General features: G+C 69.3%; 19 protein-coding genes. 14 read left to right on the forward strand and 5 right to left on the reverse strand.

Annotation, left to right across the window (positions count from 1 at the left end; translation table 11 throughout):
* Positions 1 to 109 precede the first annotated feature (109 nt).
* The 3 genes from WG921_RS15670 to WG921_RS15680 all read right to left on the reverse strand — a co-directional run bounded on the left by WG921_RS15670 (position 110) and on the right by WG921_RS15680 (position 2605).
* Entirely contained in the window at positions 110 to 625 is a 516-nt protein-coding gene (locus WG921_RS15670) for a hypothetical protein (RefSeq protein ID WP_340110196.1), read from the reverse strand.
* Between the two features lie 676 nt (positions 626 to 1301).
* Complete coding sequence (locus tag WG921_RS15675) at positions 1302 to 2279, reverse strand: hypothetical protein (protein WP_340110197.1); 978 nt, start codon at positions 2277 to 2279, stop codon at positions 1302 to 1304.
* A gap of 80 nt (positions 2280 to 2359) precedes the next feature.
* Positions 2360 to 2605, reverse strand: a complete 246-nt coding sequence (locus tag WG921_RS15680) for a hypothetical protein (protein WP_340110198.1) — start codon at positions 2603 to 2605, stop codon at positions 2360 to 2362.
* Positions 2606 to 2860: 255 nt separating this feature from the next.
* Here WG921_RS15680 and WG921_RS15685 point away from each other — a divergent pair, with 255 nt between their 5' ends.
* The 12 genes from WG921_RS15685 (at position 2861) to WG921_RS15740 (ending at position 14063) form a co-directional block, all read left to right on the forward strand.
* The gene (locus tag WG921_RS15685; protein ID WP_340110199.1) at positions 2861 to 3763 is read left to right on the forward strand and encodes a glycosyltransferase family 2 protein; all 903 of its coding nucleotides are present in this window, start codon (positions 2861 to 2863) and stop codon (positions 3761 to 3763) included.
* Between the two features lie 208 nt (positions 3764 to 3971).
* Positions 3972 to 4394, forward strand: coding sequence for an ArsR/SmtB family transcription factor (locus WG921_RS15690; RefSeq protein ID WP_340110200.1), 423 nt, complete (start codon positions 3972 to 3974; stop codon positions 4392 to 4394).
* Positions 4391 to 5458 (forward strand): ACR3 family arsenite efflux transporter, encoded by a 1068-nt coding sequence (gene arsB, locus WG921_RS15695; RefSeq protein WP_340110201.1) that lies wholly within the window; start codon positions 4391 to 4393, stop codon positions 5456 to 5458. The genes WG921_RS15690 and arsB overlap by 4 nt, the downstream gene beginning before the upstream one ends.
* 97 nt (positions 5459 to 5555) lie before the next feature.
* Positions 5556 to 6008, forward strand: coding sequence for a TspO/MBR family protein (locus WG921_RS15700; protein WP_340110202.1), 453 nt, complete (start codon positions 5556 to 5558; stop codon positions 6006 to 6008).
* Positions 6009 to 6191: 183 nt separating this feature from the next.
* A complete protein-coding gene (locus WG921_RS15705) occupies positions 6192 to 7433 on the forward strand; it encodes a Vgb family protein (RefSeq protein WP_340110203.1) in 1242 nt (413 codons plus the stop codon).
* A gap of 327 nt (positions 7434 to 7760) precedes the next feature.
* Entirely contained in the window at positions 7761 to 8606 is an 846-nt protein-coding gene (locus tag WG921_RS15710; protein WP_340110204.1) for a transporter substrate-binding domain-containing protein, read from the forward strand.
* A gap of 93 nt (positions 8607 to 8699) precedes the next feature.
* Positions 8700 to 9365, forward strand: a complete 666-nt coding sequence (ehuC, locus tag WG921_RS15715; protein ID WP_340110205.1) for an ectoine/hydroxyectoine ABC transporter permease subunit EhuC — start codon at positions 8700 to 8702, stop codon at positions 9363 to 9365.
* 3 nt (positions 9366 to 9368) lie between these two features.
* Positions 9369 to 10040, forward strand: a complete 672-nt coding sequence (gene ehuD, locus WG921_RS15720) for an ectoine/hydroxyectoine ABC transporter permease subunit EhuD (protein WP_340110206.1) — start codon at positions 9369 to 9371, stop codon at positions 10038 to 10040.
* 8 nt (positions 10041 to 10048) lie between these two features.
* Positions 10049 to 10855: an ectoine/hydroxyectoine ABC transporter ATP-binding protein EhuA gene (ehuA, locus tag WG921_RS15725; protein ID WP_340110207.1), complete on the forward strand. Its 807-nt coding sequence runs from the start codon at positions 10049 to 10051 to the stop codon at positions 10853 to 10855.
* 141 nt (positions 10856 to 10996) lie between these two features.
* Positions 10997 to 12148, forward strand: a complete 1152-nt coding sequence (locus WG921_RS15730) for an acyl-CoA dehydrogenase family protein (protein WP_340110208.1) — start codon at positions 10997 to 10999, stop codon at positions 12146 to 12148.
* Positions 12149 to 12169: 21 nt separating this feature from the next.
* Positions 12170 to 13174 carry an acyl-CoA dehydrogenase family protein gene (locus WG921_RS15735; protein ID WP_340110209.1) on the forward strand — a complete coding sequence of 335 codons (1005 nt, stop codon included), beginning with the start codon at positions 12170 to 12172 and terminating at the stop codon, positions 13172 to 13174.
* 106 nt (positions 13175 to 13280) lie between these two features.
* Positions 13281 to 14063 (forward strand): enoyl-CoA hydratase/isomerase family protein, encoded by a 783-nt coding sequence (locus WG921_RS15740; protein ID WP_340110210.1) that lies wholly within the window; start codon positions 13281 to 13283, stop codon positions 14061 to 14063.
* Between the two features lie 40 nt (positions 14064 to 14103).
* Here WG921_RS15740 and WG921_RS15745 read toward each other — a convergent pair whose 3' ends face one another.
* The gene (locus WG921_RS15745) at positions 14104 to 15198 is read right to left on the reverse strand and encodes an Ldh family oxidoreductase (RefSeq protein WP_340110211.1); all 1095 of its coding nucleotides are present in this window, start codon (positions 15196 to 15198) and stop codon (positions 14104 to 14106) included.
* 96 nt (positions 15199 to 15294) lie between these two features.
* Complete coding sequence (locus tag WG921_RS15750; RefSeq protein WP_340110212.1) at positions 15295 to 16950, reverse strand: acyl-CoA dehydrogenase family protein; 1656 nt, start codon at positions 16948 to 16950, stop codon at positions 15295 to 15297.
* Between the two features lie 168 nt (positions 16951 to 17118).
* Between WG921_RS15750 and WG921_RS15755 the strand changes: the two genes are divergently transcribed.
* On the forward strand, positions 17119 to 17796 hold the full coding sequence (locus WG921_RS15755; RefSeq protein WP_340110213.1) for a response regulator transcription factor: 678 nt from the start codon (positions 17119 to 17121) through the stop codon (positions 17794 to 17796).
* The gene (locus tag WG921_RS15760; RefSeq protein WP_340110214.1) at positions 17783 to 19207 is read left to right on the forward strand and encodes a HAMP domain-containing sensor histidine kinase; all 1425 of its coding nucleotides are present in this window, start codon (positions 17783 to 17785) and stop codon (positions 19205 to 19207) included. Before WG921_RS15755 ends, WG921_RS15760 begins: the two co-directional genes overlap by 14 nt.
* Positions 19208 to 19335 lie beyond the last annotated feature (128 nt).

The following is a 19335-nucleotide window of genomic DNA, read 5'->3' on the forward strand; positions in this document are numbered from 1 at the left end:
GGCGAGAGCCGCGGGGAGGTTTTTTTTATTGGGGGGGGTGTTTTCCCCCGACGCCCCTCAACGACGCATCAGTCGATTGGCGGTCTCTTCGCTTCCCTGTTTGGCGCCGCTATTCCTGAACTCCGCGTTCGATCACAAAAGCTCTGAGGCGTTCCCCAGCCGACAGCAGTTCATCCGCGGCTCGTCCGAAGTCCTCAAGGATGAAATCCGGTTCGCCTTCTCCATAGCCCGTCCCCCTTGCCTTGCCGCCGTGAATGGTCAGGTGGGCTGGTCTCAGGGATGCGGGCCTGTCGCCTGTGGTCCACCAATCGTGGGCGATGGCGTTTCGGAGCTTTGAATAGTTCTGGTGCTCATCGATGATGTTCAGAAGACGCTCAGCGTCAGCGGCGGGGAGGTTTCTTTTCTTGGTTAGTGATGTGGCGACATTTCTCAAGGCCATAGCCGAATAGGGTTCGGTTAGGATAACCGCGTCAAGAATCGTGATGTCCGCAAGGGCGGCGATGGCGATCTTGAGCCGGGTTTCCAACGCCGCATAGAAGTAAATGATGCGCCCCCAGGCTTCGAAATGCGCATCGCTGATGATTAGAGATGCGTCATAACCAGATTTTTCATCGTTTGACTTCACTGCAGGCTCCGCTTCTGGTTCCGCCGAGGTCCCATGAAGGATAAGCGGCGGGCGATGAAAAAGACGACGGCCGAGATGATCCAGGCCGTCGCCTCCGCCGATCTGTTTAGTGGGCGATCAGCAGTTGCGGGGCTTGCGACGAGTGTGGCTGGACACCTTCACCGTCTTGGGCCCTTTTGGGGTGGTCTTGCACCCGCAAGACTTCTTGCTCTTGGCCATTGGCTTCACCTCCTTTCCCGGGCCGTTGCCCGGCGTTCAGCAAGGCTAGGGATTGGGGTGGGGGCGATGGCGCACACAATATACTGACGCCCGCCGGGGCGAGCAAGGAAATGTTCTTGTAATGTTCAAGTAAATCAGCGCGGAGTCGCGCCACGGATAGCGTTGAAACGCGCGCGTAGTCGTTCTGTCGCGTTGTGGTCGGGATGGCTCGGAGGGGGGTGGGCGAAGTTCATATCGCCGGATCCGGCCGCGCCGTGATGAGGTGCGTCTGACGCCCGGTCATCGCGGCCGGGGCCTGGCGGCCCGGCGCCATGGGGCCGCCTCCCGGGAAGAACGATGTTCCGGACTCATCGGGAGGGGCGGGGCGATTGCGCCAGAGCGTTCGCGAGGTCTGGAATCGCCCCGGTTTCAACGGCTGTCCGGGGGCGATCCCTGAGCGGGCGCGCGTCGCCGGGGCTCAGGCCCGGCGGCGGCGCGCGGCGGCGATGAGCGCGCCGAGCCCTGTCATCAGCAAGAGGAGCGGCGCCGGCGCCGGGACCGGCATCACCGGCGGCGGGGCCACTTCGAAGGGCGGCTCGATGTCGATGGTGGGCGGCGCCAGGGGGGGCTGCGGGCCGTCGCCTCCCTCGCCCGTCTCCACGGGCGGGCGGATCACTTCGATCGGGAGCAGCGGCGTGATTTCCTCTCCGCCGCTGGACGAGCCGCCGCCGCCGCCGAAGAAGAAGCCGCCGCCGCCAAAGCCGCCGCCGCCAAAGGGGCCGCGGGCTGGCGGGGCGACCCGGGCGTCCGCGACCTCGATCGGCGCCGCGGGCCCGAGCAGCCGCGCGGCGGGTCTTCTGCGCGGGGCGTCGGGGTCGAAGCGGCTGAGGACCTGCACCGCATTGCCGCATGCGTGCACGAAATGCCACGAGCCATAGGATTGCGAGGGGACGCAGGACCGGCCGTCCGCCAGAGTGCGGTGCTCCAGGCCCTGACTCTCCAGCCAGTCGCGATCGAACGCGACGCCTTCGCGCGGGATGTAGAAGGCGCGCCCGTCGCGCACGCCGGAATTCGAGATGACGTCGCCGTCGCAGATCTCGTCGACCGTGAAGCGCCCCTCCGCGAAGTCGGAGCGCAGCTGCGAGATCACCGGCGCGCTGGACTGGCCGGTCTCCACCGCGCGGTTGAAGATGTCGTCGCCGTCCCAGCAGGGATTGCTCCCGTCCTCCTGCCGGCAGGGGAGGGAGTTCGGCCATTTCCATGCGGAGGAGTAGGTCGCTTCGCCGAGATGAACCGGGAGCGGCCGGAACGCCGCGGCGACCGCGCCCTGATCGGCGAAGGACCCGGCGTGAATGGAAGGCGCTGTCGACTCGTCGTCCACCGAGAAGGCGGTCGACGCTTGCGCCGCGGCCGCCATCAGAGAGACACAGGCCGCCGAAAGCCACCGACGATACATTATAAGGCCCCACACGTTTATTGCGGCTACATTGAAGCACGCAATAGGTTAACTTGACGTTCCGGTCGTTCCCGGAACGGTCATTCAGACAGATTTTCCGCCACGGAGATCAGATAGTGTCGGGTTGTGCGATATGCAAGTAAAAATGCAAGCAATGCGGGTTGCGTGATATTTTTGCGCTCAGAAGATGAAGTGTCAGTATTTGAATACACGCTTGGGGAGAAAAGAGTGTTAACAAAACCCTGAATACAGTGATTTTCCGGCGAAAATGGGGCCGGGGGCGAAGAATGCGCGCGAAAAAGGGCGGCGCGGATCGGTTCTATCATGTCGCTGCGCGTCCTCGCTCGCTCCGGGATGTGGCGAGTAGCGCCGGTTCGCCTGCGCGCGCGATGCGAAAGATCACATGGCCGGGCGCGGGCTTGCGCTTTGATTTTTCCGGCGCTCCGGCTACAGTCCCGGCTCCGCGCCGACATGGAACCGTGAAAGTCTCAGAGCCTTGATCATCCAGACATTCCTCCGGCTTCGCGCCGCCCCTGCCGGACCTTTCCCTTGACGGGACGTCTCGCGCGGGGAGGCGGGCGATGAGCGGCGCGGCGACGGGGGCGGCGCCGCGTCTGGCGGTGATCATCCCGCATTACAACGATCTCACGCGGCTCGGGGTCTGCCTCGAGGCGCTGGCGCCGCAGCTTCGCCGCCGCCGGGCGGAGGTGGAATGCGTGGTGGTGGACAATGACAGCCCGTGCGACCTCGCCCCGGTGACGGCGGCGTATCCGGAGATCCGCGTCCTCGTCGAGGTGAAGAAGGGCGCGGCCGAGGCGCGCAATCGGGGGGTGGCGGAGACCACGGCGCCGAACCTCCTGTTCATCGACAGCGACTGCGTGGCCGCCCCGGACTGGCTGGAGACGGGGCTGGCGCTGGCGGGATCGGACGAGGTGATCGGCGGGCGGGTGGACACCTTCGACGAGACCCCGCCGCCCCGCTCGGGCGCGGAGGCGTTCGAGACGGTGTTCGCCTTTCACCAGAAGACCTATGTCGAGAAGAAGGGCTTCTCCGTCACCGCCAACCTGCTGACCACGCGCGCGGTCTTCGAGGCGACCGGGCCGATGAGGGCCGGGCTTTCGGAGGATGTGGACTGGTCGCGCCGCGCGGCGGCGGCGGGGTATCCGCTCCGCTATGTGGATGAGCTGGCGGTCTCGCATCCGACCCGGCGGGACTGGCCGGCGCTGGCCCGGAAATTCCGGCGGACCACGGATGAGGGGTTTCTGCTCAACGGGGTGACGCCGGCGGCGCGGGTGAAGTGGCTGCTCCGCGCGGCGCTGGTTCTGGGCTCGGGGGTCCTGCATGTCGGCAAGATCCTCCGCTCGCCCAAGCTCGCATCCGGGCTGGAGCGGCGGCGGGCGGCGGCGACGCTTCTCCGGATCCGCGCGGCGCGCTGCGGCTGGATGATCCGCCAGGCGCTGACGGGGAAGCCGCTCGGCGCCTGAGGCGCCGGGGCGGGCGCCCCGCGCTATGGAATCGGCGCCTTCCGCGCTGCGATCCGGCGATGGGCCGGCTTCCGCAGCGCGTCGCCCCCCCCCTTTTTCGTCAGGAGATCGTCAGCAGACCGCCGGCGCACGGGCCGCAGACCGCGGCGCGGGCCTCGTCCGTCTTTGGCGCTTGATTTCCTCCGGAGTGAATAATATATCGAGATATATGGATAGATCTCACGCTCTCGACGCCTTCGCCGCCCTCAGCCAGCCGACCCGGCTCGATGTGTTCCGCCTGCTGATCACGGCCGGCGAGGGGGGCATGTCGGCGGGCGCGATCGGCGAGGCGCTTGGCGTGCGGCAGAACACGATGTCGGCCAATCTGTCGATCCTCGCGCGCGCCGGGCTGATCCGGGGGGAGCGGGAGGGCCGCTCCATCCGCTATTTCGCCGACATGGGGGGGGTGCGCAGCCTGCTCACCTTCCTGATGGAGGATTGCTGCGGCGGGCGGCCCGATCTCTGCAGGCCGGTCATCGATGAGCTCGCCTGCGCGTGTCCGGACGCCGCCCTGACCGGAGACGCGCGCGACGACGCGGGCGGGGCCGCCGCCAGGGCCGACGGATCTCCAATCTCAGAAAGGGCGCCATGACAGACGCAACGCTTCCCGCGGCGGCGGGCCTCGGAACCTTCGAACGCTGGCTTTCCGTCTGGGTGTCGCTCGCCATCGGCGCGGGACTGCTGCTTGGCAATCTCTTTCCGGGGATCTTCTCGGCGCTGGCCGCGCTGGAGGTCGCCTCGGTCAACCTGCCGGTGGCGGTGCTGATCTGGGCGATGGTCTATCCGATGATGGTCGGCGTGGATTTCGGCGCGCTCCGCCAGGTCGGCGACAAGCCGAAGGGGCTGATCGTGACGCTGGCGGTGAACTGGCTGATCAAGCCCTTCACCATGGCCGCCCTCGGCGTGCTGTTCTTCAACCATGTCTTCGCGGGCCTGATTCCGCCGGACGACGCGCAGGCCTATCTGGCGGGGGTGATCCTTCTGGGGGCGGCGCCCTGCACGGCGATGGTGTTCGTCTGGTCGAACCTGACGCGGGGCGACGCGACCTACACGCTGGTGCAGGTCAGCGTGAACGACGTGGTCATGATCTTCGCCTTCGCGCCCATCGTCGCCTTCCTTCTGGGCGTGACGGATATCGTCGTGCCCTGGGGGACCTTGCTGCTGTCGGTCGGGCTTTACGTCATGCTGCCGCTGCTGGCCGGCTATCTGACGCGGCGCCGCCTCGTCGGGGAGGGCGGCGAGGCGGCGGTCGACGCGTTCAAGACCCGCGTGCAGCCGTTCTCGATCCTCGGGCTGCTGGTGACGGTGGTGCTGCTGTTCGGGTTTCAGGGCGAGGTCATTCTCGACCGGCCGCTCGTCATCGCGCTTATCGCGGTTCCGCTGCTGATCCAGTCCTACGGCGTCTTCTTCCTGGCCTATGGCGCGGCGCGCGCCTGGCGGATCCCGTTCAATATCGCCGCGCCCTGCGCGCTGATCGGAACCTCCAATTTCTTCGAGCTCGCCGTCGCGGTCGCGATCAGCCTGTTCGGGCTCGGCTCGGGCGCCGCGCTGGCGACGGTCGTCGGGGTGCTGGTGGAGGTGCCGGTGATGCTCTCTCTCGTCGCCTTCGCCAACCGGACGAAGCACTGGTTTCCGGCCGAGGACGGCGCGTCGTGAGCGCCGCCGCCCGCCGCGCCGCGCGAACAGGGCCGCCCGCGCGAAGGGCGGCCGCCACGCCTTTTTCCGCGGCGCCGACGACAGGGGGCTCAACGCCATGGCCGACCGTCTCTCCTTGATCCTGTTCCTCGCGCTGGCGCTGGGCGGCGGCCTCGTCATCGGCGCGGCGACGGCGCCGGGCGAGTGGTTCGCGCTGCTCGCCAAGCCAGCCTTCAATCCGCCGGCCTGGGTCTTCGCTCCGGTCTGGACCGCGCTCTATGTCGTGATCGCCATCGTCGGGCAGCGCGTCTGGCGGCGGGAGCGGGGCGGCTGGGCGATGAGGCTCTGGTGGCTGCAGCTCGGCCTCAACTTTCTCTGGTCGCCGGTCTTTTTCGTCGCGCATCGGATCGATCTGGCGCTGGGCGTCGTTCTTCTTCTGCTCGTGGTCATCCTCGCCTTTATCGCCGCGGTTCGGCGGAGCGACCCGGCGTCGGCCTGGCTGTTCGCGCCCTACGCGGCCTGGGTCGCCTTCGCCTCGGCGCTGAACGCGTCGATCGCCGCTCTGAACTGAGCGCGCGCCGAATTTGCGGCCCGAACGGCCCGTCGGGCGGAGCGGGGCCGGGGCTCATCGGTCGCGCGGGGATCTGGCGGATTTGTGATGCGCCCGAGGGCGCGCGGCCGCGTTTCGGTTGTTTGGAAACCCGGGGTCTTCGGCTAGACTTCCGCCATCACAGGCGCAGCCGAGAGCCCCGACATGCCACGCAAGACGCTTCGCTCCCTCCTCCTTGCGACCGCGCTTCTCCCGCCCGCCGCGGCTGTCGCGCTGCCGGAGGGCGAAGGGCGCGAGACGGTCGAGGGCGTCTGCGCGGCCTGCCACGGGGTGAACCTGATCGAGCGCAGCGCGGGCTACTCCCGCGACGACTGGCGCTTTCTCACCTCGACGATGATCGACCTGTCGGGCGATCCGGCGACGGAGGCCGAGGCGCTCGACTATCTGGCCGCGCATTTCCCGCCCGGCGACAACAGGGCGGCGACGCCGGTCGCGGGGCCGCTGACCCTCCGCTTCGAGGAATGGCGGGCGCCCACGCCGGGCCAGCGCGCGCGCGACCCGGTCGAGGCGCCGGATGGCGGCGTCTGGTGGGTGGGGCAATGGGGCGACATCATCGGCCGGCTCGACCCCGAGACCGGCGCGATGGAGGAGTTCGATCTGCCCGCGGGCGCCCGCCCCCACTCGGTGACCATCGGCCCCGACGGCGCCGCCTGGTACACCGGCAACGGCAACGCCACCATCGGCCGGTTCGACCCGGAGACCGGAGAGATCACCGAATATCCCATGCCGGACCCGGCCGCGCGCGACCCGCACACGGCCGAGTTCGACGCGGACGGCGTTCTCTGGTTCACTCTTCAGATCAGCAACATGATCGGGCGGCTGGACCCCGGGACCGGAGAGGTTCGGCTGCTCGCCAGCCCGCGCGCGGGCGCGCGCCCCTATGGGGTGAAGATCGGCGCGGATGGCGCGGTCTGGGCGGCGTGCAACGGCGCCAACTGCCTGCTGCGCGTCGACCCCGAGACGATGGAGATCAGCGAGATCGCCTTGCCCGAAGCCGGAACCACCGTGCGCAGGCTCGATATCGACGCGGACGGGATGGTCTGGTGGGTCAATTCGGGGTTGGGGCGGCTGGGCCGGTACGACCCGAAGACCGGCGCCGTTCAGGAATGGGATTCGCCCAGCGGCCCGCATGCGCATCCCTACGCCATCGCGGTTTTCGACGGGGCGGTCTGGTACAACGAAAGCGGGGTCCGGCCCGACATGCTGGTGCGCTTCGACCCGGAAACCGAGACGTTCCAGAGCTGGCCCATCCCCTCCGGCCCGGTCTACGCCGGGATCCTGCGCCACATGCGCGCCACCCTCGACGGCGAGGCGCTCCTGATCCATCAGAGCGCGACCGGCCACATCGCCCGGGTCGCGGTGGAGCGCGCCGGCCCGGCGCGGTAGCGCCCGCCGCGCCGGCACGCGCCGATCGGAGCGCGCCGGCGCCGGGCGTTAGCCCCGCCCTCAGACCCGCCCTCAGCCCCGCCGCAAGCCCCACCCGAAAGCCCGCGAAACGCCCGCCCCAGGCGGGGTTTTGAGGGCCAATCGGGCCAAAATTCCTCAGCCGGTTGAGGAATTGGCGAGGACCTTGCATAATGGCCCCGCTAGGATCAGCGCGCCTGGCGCGGGGCGATAGTCCTTGATGGTCGCCCCATTTCCGAGCGGGGGAACGCTTTTGGCTCCGGCCAATTCCCGTCGAACGCCATGCAGTCGCCAAAACAAGGAAAGCCGATGAGCTTCAAGAAAACGACATTGACGACCACACTTGCATTCACGTTGGGGGCGATGTTCGCCGCCGCCGCGCAGGCCGGCCCGCTGGCGGACCGGGTCGCGGCCGGAGAGCCGATCCGCCTCGGTTTCGCCGCGGCGCCCCCCTGGGCCTACGCCGGCGAGGACGGGTCCGCGAAGGGCTTCGTCAACGACATCACGATCGCCGTTCTGGAGCGGATGGGCCACACGAATATCGAGCCCGTCCTGACCGACTGGGCCGCCCTGATCCCGAGCCTGACCGCGTCGCGCGTGGATATCGTGACCGGGGGCATGTATATTCTGGCCGCGCGCTGCGCGAATATGGATTTCTCCGAGCCGATCGGCGTGTTCGGCGACGCTTTCGTCGTTCCCGTGGGCAACCCCAAAGGCGTCAGGACCTATCAGGAGATCATCGATCAGGATCTGGTGATGGCGGCGCCGGCCGGCTACAACACCGTCGCCGACGCCAAGGCCGCCGGCGTTCCCGACGCCAACATCATGGAGGTGCCCGGCACCACCGAGATGCTGGCCGCGGTGCGCGCGGGCCGCGCCGACGCGGGCGCCACCAACGCGCTCGAGGCGCAGCGCGTTCAGGAGATGTCGGACGAGGTCGAGATGACCGATCCGCTGGCGTTCCCGCCGGAAAGCCGCACCCCGGTCGGCGTCGGCTTCCCCCCCGACGACGACGCCTTCCGCGAGGAGTTCAACAAGGTTCTGGCGGAATATCTCGGCTCGGACGAGATGATGAAGAAGGTCGCCGAGGAAGACTATATCCCGGCGTTCCTCCCGAGCGGTCAGACCACCGCCGAGGCGTGCAAGGCGGACTGACCCCGACGCGCTCAGCATTGAAGGCCGGGCGGCGCCTCTCCGCCGCCCGGCCTTGTTTTACACGCCACCCAGAGGCAAGGAAGCCGATCCGAGATGTCCTATCTGGAATTCCTCAGCGACCACAGCGATCGCCTGGTCGACGGAACGCTGATCACCATCGCGCAATTCGTGCTGGCCGCGCTCGTGGCCGTCGCGGCGGCGCTGATCTCTGGGCTGATGAAACTGGCGCCTTTGAAGATCGTGCGCGGCGCGGCCACGGTCTATATCGAGATCTTTCGCGGCACTTCGCTGCTGGTGCAGCTGTACTGGATCTTCTTCGCGCTGCCGCTGTTCGGGATCAATCTCGACAAGTTCACGGCCGGCTTCGTCACCGTCGGCCTGTGCTACGGGGCCTATGGCGCGGAGCTGGTGCGCGGCGCGATCCTCTCGGTGCCGAGGGGCCAGTGGGAGGCGGCGCTGGCGCTGAACATGTCGCCTCTGCGGCGCATGCGGCGGATCATCCTGCCGCAGGCGCTGGTGGGGATGCTGCCGCCCTGGGGCAATCTGATGGTCGAGATCCTGAAGGGCACGTCGCTGGTCGCGCTGATCTCGGTCACCGACCTGATGTTCGAGACCCGTCAGATCAACAACAACACATTCCTCTCAGCGCAGGCCTTCGGAACGGCGCTGATCATCTACTACGTCTTCGCCCGGCTGATGGTGACGCCCTGCATGCGCTGGCTGGAGCGGGTGATGGCCCGCAAGATCGGAAGGGCCTGAACCATGGTCGGCTGGAAATGGGAGTTCACGTGGGAGATCCTGCCGCGCCTTCTGGCGGCGGCGGGCAACACGTTGCTGGCGGCCGGGGGAGGCTACGCGGTGGCGCTGGCGCTGGGGCTGGCGTTCGCGCTGGCGCAGCGCACGCCCATCCGCCCGCTGACGGTGGCGACGCGCGAGCTGGTCGAGTTCGTCCGCTCGACCCCGCTCCTGTTGCAGATCTTTTTCATCTATTACGTCGGCCCGCAATTCGGCGTGCGCCTGTCGCCCTGGACGGCCGGGTTGATCGCCATCGGGTTGCATTACGGGGCCTATCTCTCGGAGGTCTATCGCGGCGGCATCGAGGGCGTGCCCAAGGGCCAGTGGGAGGCCGCGCGCGCCATCAACCTGTCGGTCGTCCAGACCTATCGGCGCATCGTCATCCCGCAGGCGCTGCCGCCGGCGCTGGCGGGCATGGGCAATTATCTGGTCGGCATCTTCAAGGACACGCCGATGCTTTCGGTGATCGGCGTGGGCGAGCTGATGCACGCCGCCAATTCCATCGGCGCCGAAAATTACCGGTATCTGGAGCCCTATACGATCGTCGGCCTCATCTTTCTGGCGATATCGCTGCCGACGGCCTGGCTCATCCGCCGCTTCGAGACGGTCGTGCGCCGCAAACTGGGACTGATCAAATGACAGACGACATGAGCCAATACCCCCTGACGCTGGAGGGGGACGACGCGCCCATGGTGCGGTTTCAGAACGTGACCAAGAAATACGGCCGGCTGACCGTGCTGGACCGGCTGGATCTCGATGTCGCGGCGGGAGAGATGGTGACGATCATCGGCCCGTCCGGTTCGGGCAAGACCACGGTGCTGCGCATGCTGATGACGCTGGAGAAGATCGACAGCGGCGTGATCTACGTCGAGGGGGAGCCGCTGACCCATATGGAGAGAAAAGGCCGTCTGGTGCGCGCGAACGCGGCCCATATGCGCCGGATGCGCTCCAAGATCGGCATGTGTTTCCAGCATTTCAACCTGTTCCCGCACATGACGGCGCTCGGCAATTGCATGGAGGGGCCGGTGCAGGTTCTGGGCATGCCGAAGAAGGAGGCCGAGGCGCGCGCGCTCGAACTGCTCGACATGGTCGGCATGAGCGAGAAGCGCGACCAGCACCCCGCGCGGCTGTCCGGGGGGCAGCAGCAGCGCGTGGCCATCGCCCGCGCGCTCGCCATGCGCCCGAAGGTCATGCTGTTCGACGAGGTGACGTCGGCGCTCGATCCCGAAGTGATCAGCGAGGTGACGGGCGTGATCCGCGGGCTGGTCGATCGACACAACCTGACGATGCTGATGGTCACGCATCAGATGGGCTTCGCCCGGGAGATCTCCGACAGGGTCTGCTTCTTCTTTGACGGCGGCATCGAAGAGCAGGGGGCGCCGGAAGCCCTGTTCGACAACCCCCAGAAGGACAGAACGCAGCAATTCCTGAGCGCCGTCATGGACGCGAACTGACCTGAGCCGTTCCGCCTCTCGGCGTTTGCGCGCGGACGCGCGCCGGTGAATAGTGGGGCGGGCCGCCGCGCCATGTCGCTTTCGGGCCCGGGGTCATCATGACGCCGGCGGGCGGGCGCCGCATTCGCTCAGGGAGGATCGATGACGCCGACATTTCAGTTCGATCCGGTCGGATTGCCGCAAGAGGCCGAGCGCGCGCGCCGCGACATCCGGGAGTTCCTGGAGAGGGAGCTGGCCGAAGGCCGGTTTGAGCCGCATCGTTGCAGCTGGAGCTCGTTCGACGCGGAGTTCAGCCGCAGATTGGGGCGGGCGGGATTCATCGGGATCACATGGCCGACGGATTTCGGCGGGAAGGCGGCGTCGACGCTCACCCGCTTCGTGATCACCGAGGAGCTTCTCGCCGCCGGAACCCCCTGCGGGGCGCACTGGATCGCCGACCGCCAGTCCGGCCCGCAGATCCTGCGCCATGGGTCCGAGCGCGCGAAAGCGGAGATCCTGCCTCGGATCGCCAGGGGAGAGTGCTTTTTCGGCATCGGCATGAGCGAGCCCGGCGCGGGGTCCGATCTGGCCGCGGTCAGGACGCGGGCCGCGAAGGTGGAGGGCGGCTGGTCGATCACCGGCCAGAAGATCTGGACCACGCAGGCCCATCAGGCCCACTACATGATCGTTCTGGCGCGCACGGGAGACCGGGGCGCGAGCCGGCATGAGGGCCTCTCGCAGTTCATCGTCGACATGAAAACGGACGGGGTCACGCCCCGCGCCGTCACGGATCTGGCCGGCAATCACGAATTCAACGAGGTCTTCTTCGACGAGTGCTTCGTTCCCGACGACATGGTCGTGGGCGACGTGGGCGGAGGCTGGGCTCTGGTGACCGGGGAGCTGGCGTTCGAGCGGTCCGGGCCGGATCGGTTCCTCTCGGACTTCCAGTTGTTCCGCGCGCTCGTGGACCGGATAGGCCCCGACCCCGACCGGGGGCAGGCGGTGCGGATCGGCGCGATGGTCGCCGAGCTTGCGAGCCTTCGGCGGATGTCGGTTTCGGTGGCGGGCATGCTGGATCGCGGCGAGCAGCCGCTGATTCAGGCCGCGATGGTGAAGGATCTCGGGACCGCGTTCGAGCGTTCCGTCCCCGAAATCGCCCGCGAACTGGCGGCGGTCGAGCCGAGCAGGCGGGCGGATGACCCTTTCGTCGAGGCCATGGCCGACACGATCCTGAGGGCCCCGTCCTTCACGTTGCGGGGCGGCACGCGGGAAATCCTGAAAAGCATGATCGCCCGCGGGCTCGGGCTGCGCTGAGGCGACAGGAGAGGCGTTGGCATGAATGACGATATCGGCCCGATCATCGAAGACCAGTTTTCCCGGCTGCTCGGCCGGATCGTGGATCGGGCCGCGATCCGGGCGGCCGAAGGCGCGGAGACGCCGGCCGGGCTCTGGCGCGCGGTCGAGGAGGCGGGCGTTCCCCTCGCGCTGGTCTCGGAAGCTGGCGGGGGGATCGGGCTGGCGCCGACGACCGCCTTCAACCTGATCAGCATCGCCGCCTATCATGCGCTGCCGCTTCCCCTCGGCGAGACGATGGCGGCGGCGGGGCTGCTCGATCGGGCGCTGACGGGGCCGGCGACCCTCGCCAGCTTTTCCGGCCTCGCCGCGAAACGGGCGCCCTATGGCGCCGACGCGGCCCATGTGCTCTGCGCGCTTGAGCGCGGGTGGATTCTCGCGCCCGCCTCCTGCGTCGAGGCGCGCCGGGGCGCGAACCTGGCGGGCGAGCCGCGGGACGATCTGCGCATCGCCGCCGGGGCGGGAGAGCCGGTGGACGCGCCGGCCTGGCTCGGGCCGGACGGGCTCGACGCCGTCGGGGCGCTGGTCCGCGCGGCGCAGATGCGCGGCGCGATGCGGCGCGCGGTCGAGATGTCTCTCTCTCATGCGCGTGAGAGAGAGCAATTCGGGCGCCCCATCGCCAGGTTTCAGGCGGTTCAGCATATGCTCGCGGACGCGGCGGGCCAGTCGCTCGCGGCGGGCGCGCTCGTCGACAACGCGGCCGAGGCCTGGGGGGACCCCGATTTCGCGTTTCGGGCGGCGTTGGCGAAAAGCCGGGCGGGCGCAGCGGCCGGGAAGGTGGCCGAGGCGGCGCATCAGACGCATGCGGCGATGGGTTTCACGCAGGAGCATGACCTGAATTTCCACACGCGGCGGCTCTGGGCCTGGCGCGATGAATTCGGCGGCGAAGCCCTGTGGCGGGAGCGGATCGGGCGCGCCGTCTGCGCCGAGGGCGGGGAGGCTCTCTGGCCGCGCATCGTCGCGGCGACGTCGGGGCCTCGGGCGTGATCCGGCTCATGGCGCCATGGGCCGGCCGGGCCGCATGGCGCCTGCGGACCCATCAACCGTCGCGCGCGCGGAATGCGCGGACAAGAAATCGCAAGGAGGAGGCTTGATGTCCGAGAATCTGAAATTCCAGGTCGATGACGACGGGATTGGCCGCATCACTCTGGACCGGCCCGAACGGCTCAACGCGTTCACGTTCGAGATGATCGACGCGTGGCGCGACGCGCTCGAGCGCTGCCGGACCGATGAGCGGGTGAAGGTGGTGATCGTCACCGGGGCGGGGGGCGCGTTCTGCTCGGGCGGCGATATCGTGGAGATGGAGGACCGGCTGGAGCAGACGCCGGCCCAGAGGAAGGCCGAGCTTTTCGAGCGGATCGAGCGGATCCCTCTCCTGCTGGAGGATATCGACAAGCCCGTCATCGCCGCGATGAACGGGGCCGCGGCGGGCGCCGGGCTGGACATGGCCCTGATGTGCGATATCCGCATCGCCGCGCGCTCGGCGAAATTCGGGGAGACCTATACCAAGGTGGGCCTGGTGCCGGGCGCGGGGGGAACGTGGTTTCTGCCGCGTCTCGTGGGGGCGGCGAAGGCGCTGGAGCTGTTCTGGACGGCGGAGTTTCTGACCGCCGAGGAGGCGCATGAGATCGGCATGGTCAATCGCGTGGTCGACGACGCCGACCTGATGGACGCCGCCAACGAGATGGCGCGAAAGATCGCCGCCGCCCCGCAGCAATCGGTCCGGATGATCAAGCGGGCGGTCCTGGGCGGCCTGAGGACCGATCTCAGAAGCCATCTCGACATGATCTCGTCGCATTACGCCGTGATCACGGCGGGAGAGGATCACAAGGAGGCCGTCCGCCGGTTCGTCCGGAAACGCGGCGAGCGGGGCTGACGCGGCGGGCGAGGGCCTTCCGCGCCGGGGGCGGGGCCGGTCAGCGGCGCTCCAGCGCGGGGAGCATCTCCGCCAGCCCGAGCGCGCGCGCGATCCCGGCGATGCCCTCGATCACCGCTTCGGGCGCCGGGAGCCCCTCTTCGAGGCGGCGCCGGCGGAGCTCGCGTTCGGGATCGCCCGGGATGCGCACCCGGTCCACCCCCGCCGCCGGGCGCGCGCCGCGGATATAGGCGATATAGTCCGCGACCTCGCGCGCGAAGCCGCCGGGCGCGTCGAGCTCGGCCGGGCGGATGAAGATCGAGAGCATGCCGTTGCCGAAAGGCGCGTCCGCCTTGCCGTTGGTCCCGTTGCCGGTGAGGGCGCCGGCGAGCAGCTCGCAGGCGAGCGCGAGGCCGGAGCCCTTGTGCTCGCCCATCGCGCGGAGCGCGCCCGGCCCCCCGCGCGGATCGGGAACGCCGGTCGCGAGGCTGTCGCCGTAGAGCGCGGCGGGGTCGCCGGTCGGGACGCCGTCGCCGCCGATCAGCGCCGCGTCGGGCAGCGGCTTGCCGCCCTGCGCGGCGACGAGCGCCTTGCCCTCGGCGACGGAGGAGGTGGCGAAATCGAGGATGAAATCGTCGCCGTCCCCGTTCGGGACGCCGATCGTCACCGGGTTGGTCGAGGCGCAGCGCTCGGCCGAGCCGAACGGCGCGACGAGGCGCGAGCCGGCGACATTGACGAAATGGATGCTGACCAGCCCGGCCGCCGCGGCCTGTTCGGCGTAGGCGCCGACGCGGCCGATATGGCCGGCGCGGCGCAATGAGACCAGCGCCAGCCCATGCGCCGCCGCCCGCTCGATCCCGAGCGCGGCCGCCTCCGCGGCGAGGCGCTGGCCCATGCCGTCCTGACCGTCGAGCTGCAGCATCGCGCCGGTGTCGGATACGGTGAGCAAGGGGCGGTTGGCGTGGATCTGGCCGCTCCTGAGCCATTCGTGATAGCGCGCGGTGCGGATCACGCCGTGGCTGTCATGGCCGCGGAGGCTGGCGTCGACGAGGTGATCGGCGACGATCCGCGCCTCCGCCTCGGCGCAGCCGTCGGCGCGGAGAATCGCCGCGATGAGATCGGCGAGCGCCGAGGGGTTGAGCAGCCTGTCCGACATGGGTGGTTTCCTGATTTTGGGTCCGGGCGACGCCGCATTCATGCCGCATCGGGCGGATTCGTCCAGCCCGTTCCGCGCCGTCGCCGCGCGCGCCGGTCAGCCGCCGGTGGCGCGGGCGATCAGCAGCGCCTCGTCCATCCGCCCGGCGCCGGCCCCGTAAGTGAGCCCGCCGCCGCCGCCGAGCCGCGCGCCGGTGAAGGTCGCCGCCACCGGGCCCGGCGCGAACCGGGTGAGGAGCGCGCCCTGAAGGATCAGCGCCATCCGCTCCGCCAGCCGCCGGGCGCCGCGCTCGTCGAGGCCGCCGTCGGCGAGATCCGCTTTCAGATCGCGGAGCGCCGCGCCGAGTGCCGGATCCTGGGCTCCGGCCTCCTCGACCTCCTTGAAATAGGCGGGGAGCGCCGCCTCCTCCTTGCGGATGGTGCGGATGACGTCGAGGGCGATGACGTTGCCGGAGCCTTCCCAGATCGCGTTCAGCGGCGCCTCCGCATAGAGACGCGCCACCGGGCTTTCGCGGATATAGCCGCCGCCGCCGTGGCATTCGAGGCATTCGCAGACGAAATTGGCGCAACGCTTGGTCACGAGATATTTCGCCAGCGCGACCGCGAGCCGCGCGAAGCTCCGGTCTTCGGGCGCGGGGGACTCGTAATATTTCGCCACCCGCATCACCAGAACCGCCGCCGCCTCGTATTCGAGGGCGAGCTCCGCGAGCACGGTCCGCATCAGCGGCTGGTCGATCAGGGTCTTCTGGAAGGCGCGCCGGTGCGCGGCGTGGTGGAGCGCCTCGCCGAGCGCGGCGCGCATGATCCCGAGCGCGCCGGCGACCGTGCCGAGGCGGGTGTGGTGGACCATGTCGATGATGACGTTGACGCCGCGCCCCTCCTCGCCGAGGAGTTCGGCGAACGCGTCGTGATATTCGATCTCGGCGGAGGCGTTCGAGCGGTTCCCGAGCTTGTCCTTGAGGCGCATGAGGCGGACCGTGTTCCGCGCGCCGTCGGGCCGGACCCGCGGGACGAGAAAGCAGGAGAGGCCCTTGTCGGTGTAGGCGAGGGTGAGGAACCCGTCCGACATCGGGGCGGAGCAGAACCACTTGTGGCCGCGGAGGACCCAGGCGTTCTCGCCCGCCCCCTTGAAGCGGGCGGCGCGGGTGGTGTTGGCGCGCACGTCCGAGCCGCCCTGTTTCTCCGTCATCGCCATGCCCATGGTGAGCCCGCGCTTGCCGGCGATCGGGGCGAGGGGCGCGTCGTAGACGCCGCCGATGATCTTCTGCAGCCAGAGGCCGCCGATCTCGGTGTGGGCGCGAAGCGTCGGGACGGCGGCGTAGGTCATGGTGACGGGGCACATCACGCCGGCGTCGACGCTGTGAAAGAGGGCGAGCATCGCGGCGTGCGCGCAATGGGCGCCCGGCCCGGGATCGGTCCAGGAGATGTCGTGGATCCGGTGCTCCATCGCGAGAGTCATCAGCGCGTGATAGGCGGGATGGTAGCGCACCTCGTCCAGCCGGCGGCCGTAGCGGTCGAAGGCGACGAGCTCCGGGGGGTTGCGCTCGGCCTCCACGCCCCATTCATGGGTCTCGGCGGCGCCGAGCGCGGCGCCGAGGGCGGAGAGGCGGCGGTCGAGCCAGTCTCCGGCCTCGCGGAGCGCCGCCTCGCGCAGCGGCGTGTCGAGATGGTGGAGATTCCGGCCGGTGAAGGGGCCGGGCTGGTTCGTCACCTCGTGGGTTTCGAGAGTGGCGGCGGCGGGAACAGCGCTCATGTCCGGCTCCATGTCTGGCTCGTCACCCCTCCCGGGCGCAGAGTGCCGCGCCCGCGGCCGGCGCGTCAAGCGCGGGGCCGGGTGAACTGCGGGCCGCGTGATGATAGCATCGGGCGCGACTCGCCGCCGGCGCTTTTCGTCGGCGGCGGACGCATGAGGCCCGCGCCGATGAAGATCCTTGTCGCCGAAGACGACGCCAGCTCCGCCGAGTTCATCCGCAAGGGATTGATCGAGGCGGGGCACAGCGTCGAGGCGGTCGCGGACGGGCGCGACGCGCTCACCCATTGCCTCTATAATCCCTGCGATCTGATCGTGCTGGACCGGATGATGCCGGGCATGGACGGGCTCTCGGTCCTGAAGGCGCTGCGGGCGGCGGGGCGGGCGACGCCGGTGATCTTCCTCACCGCGATGGGCGACGTGGAGGACCGCGTCGCCGGGCTCACCGCCGGGGGCGACGATTATCTGGTGAAGCCGTTCCATTTCTCCGAATTGCTGGCGCGGATCGAGGCGCTGGCGCGCCGCCCCGCGCCGAGCGGGGAGGCGACGGCGCTGAAGGTCGCGGATCTCGAGCTCGATCTGCTCAGCCGCACCGCGACGCGCGCCGGCGTGACGATCGAGCTTCTGGCCAAGGAGTTCGCGCTGCTCGAGGTTCTGATGCGCAACGCCGGGCGCATCGTCACCCGGACGATGCTGCTGGAGCGGGTGTGGGATTTCAGCTTCGATCCGAAAACCTCGGTGGTGGAGACGCATATCAGCCGGCTCCGCGCCAAGATCGACAAGCCGTTCGCGACGCCCCTGATCCACACCACGCGCAATTCCGGCTACTCGATCCATGCGCCGCGGTAGGCTGTTCTCCGGCGCCATCCTCTCGGGCGCGCCGCTTCGCGCCATCGCGCTCTCGCTCATAACCTTCCTGGTGGTGATGGTCGTCGCGGGGGCGGTTCTGGTCGAGATCATGCGGGTCTCGATGGTCAACGATCTTCGGGCGCAGATCCGCGAGGAGGCGATTCTCTTCGGCGAGATCTACCGGAACGAAGGCCCGGAGGCGCTGGCCGAGGTGGTGCGCACGCTCTCGCGCACGCATGCGCACGGGAGCGGGGTGGTCGGCCTTTTCGGCGCGAACGGCGCGCCGCTGGCGGGGGATCTGTCGCTGGCCCCCGATTTCATCGGCTTCGGGACGCTCACCCGGCGGATCGCGGGCGGGGGGGCGGGGCCCTTTGACGTCGAGGTCGTCGATCTCAGCGCGCACAAGCTCGTCGTCGGCCGGAACATGACCAGCGCCGACGCGCTCCGCGCGACGCTGATCAAGGCGCTGGTCCTCGTGGGCGGGGTGGTGACGGTGGTCTCGCTCATGATCGGCTTCGCCGTCAGCCGCGATGTCTTCGGCAAGCTCCAGCGGATGTCCTCGGTGCTTGAGCAGGTCTCCCGCGGGGACGGCGACGCGCGGCTGCCGACCGGGGGCGGGCGCGACCAGATCGACCGGGTCTCGGTGCTGATGAACGCGCATCTCGACCGGCTCTCGGGGCTGATGGAGGCGACGCGGAACTCGATCGTCGCCATCGCGCACGATCTGCGCACGCCGCTGAACCGGGCGTTCCTGCTGGTCCAGAAGGCGGGGAGCGCCGGCGAAGACGAGGCCGCGCGCGCCGCGGCGCTGGCGCGCGCGGAACGCGAGATCGAGAGCATCGGCGAGACCTTCGACACCATCCTCCGGATCGCGCGCATCTCCTCCTCGCGCAGCCGCGCCGATTTCGAGCCGGTCCCGGCCGCCGATCTGATCCGCGAGATCGCCGAGACCTATCAGCCGGTGCTGGAGGACGCGGGCCAGACCCTGACGGCGGCGCCGCCGCGAGACGCGGGCCCGGAGCCCCGGATTTTTGGAGACCGGCGGATGATCGGCCAGATGCTGGTCAATCTCGTGGAGAACGCCAGCCGCCACACCCCGGCGGGAACCGAGGTGACGCTGAGCGCCGGCGTCGTCGACGGGGCGACGGTGATCGAGGTCGCGGATGACGGGCCGGGGATCCCGGCCGACATGCGGGACGCGGCGATGAAGCCGTTCGGCCGGCTCGACGATCTGCACGATCTCGGCGGCGCCGGGCTCGGCCTCGCGCTGGTGCGGGCGATCGCGGAGCGCCATGGCGCGCGGCTCACCCTTTCGGACAATGCGCCGGGGCTCCGGGTCTCGGTGCGGTTCCCGGCCGAGGGCGCCGGCGCCCCGGGTCCATCAAGGGCGCGGAATCTTTCGGAGATGTAAGCGTCGCGCAAGGCGCGCGCGAGCCCGCGCCGCTATCGGGGGCGTGGACCGCGACCGGCCGGACCCGCGGGGCGCCGCCCCGAGCGCGGCGCCGGCCGGGGCGGATCCGCACCAGGGCCGCCGGGCCG

Origin of the sequence: Paludibacillus litoralis (assembly GCF_037646705.1) — a bacterium.
Lineage (GTDB): Bacteria > Pseudomonadota > Alphaproteobacteria > Rhodobacterales > Rhodobacteraceae > Pikeienuella > Pikeienuella litoralis.

Coding starts and splice junctions, on each gene's coding strand:
- WG921_RS15750 (WP_340110212.1), bottom strand. CDS start 16,950: ATGAGCGCTGTTCCCGCCGCCGCCACTCTCGAAACCCACGAGGTGACG.
- WG921_RS15690 (WP_340110200.1), top strand. CDS start 3,972: ATGGATAGATCTCACGCTCTCGACGCCTTCGCCGCCCTCAGCCAGCCG.
- WG921_RS15700 (WP_340110202.1), top strand. CDS start 5,556: ATGGCCGACCGTCTCTCCTTGATCCTGTTCCTCGCGCTGGCGCTGGGC.
- WG921_RS15745 (WP_340110211.1), bottom strand. CDS start 15,198: ATGTCGGACAGGCTGCTCAACCCCTCGGCGCTCGCCGATCTCATCGCG.
- ehuA (WP_340110207.1), top strand. CDS start 10,049: ATGAGCCAATACCCCCTGACGCTGGAGGGGGACGACGCGCCCATGGTG.
- WG921_RS15675 (WP_340110197.1), bottom strand. CDS start 2,279: ATGTATCGTCGGTGGCTTTCGGCGGCCTGTGTCTCTCTGATGGCGGCC.
- WG921_RS15730 (WP_340110208.1), top strand. CDS start 10,997: ATGACGCCGACATTTCAGTTCGATCCGGTCGGATTGCCGCAAGAGGCC.
- WG921_RS15735 (WP_340110209.1), top strand. CDS start 12,170: ATGAATGACGATATCGGCCCGATCATCGAAGACCAGTTTTCCCGGCTG.
- WG921_RS15740 (WP_340110210.1), top strand. CDS start 13,281: ATGTCCGAGAATCTGAAATTCCAGGTCGATGACGACGGGATTGGCCGC.
- WG921_RS15760 (WP_340110214.1), top strand. CDS start 17,783: ATGCGCCGCGGTAGGCTGTTCTCCGGCGCCATCCTCTCGGGCGCGCCG.
- arsB (WP_340110201.1), top strand. CDS start 4,391: ATGACAGACGCAACGCTTCCCGCGGCGGCGGGCCTCGGAACCTTCGAA.
- WG921_RS15710 (WP_340110204.1), top strand. CDS start 7,761: ATGAGCTTCAAGAAAACGACATTGACGACCACACTTGCATTCACGTTG.
- WG921_RS15705 (WP_340110203.1), top strand. CDS start 6,192: ATGCCACGCAAGACGCTTCGCTCCCTCCTCCTTGCGACCGCGCTTCTC.
- ehuD (WP_340110206.1), top strand. CDS start 9,369: ATGGTCGGCTGGAAATGGGAGTTCACGTGGGAGATCCTGCCGCGCCTT.
- WG921_RS15680 (WP_340110198.1), bottom strand. CDS start 2,605: ATGATAGAACCGATCCGCGCCGCCCTTTTTCGCGCGCATTCTTCGCCC.
- WG921_RS15685 (WP_340110199.1), top strand. CDS start 2,861: ATGAGCGGCGCGGCGACGGGGGCGGCGCCGCGTCTGGCGGTGATCATC.
- WG921_RS15755 (WP_340110213.1), top strand. CDS start 17,119: ATGAAGATCCTTGTCGCCGAAGACGACGCCAGCTCCGCCGAGTTCATC.
- ehuC (WP_340110205.1), top strand. CDS start 8,700: ATGTCCTATCTGGAATTCCTCAGCGACCACAGCGATCGCCTGGTCGAC.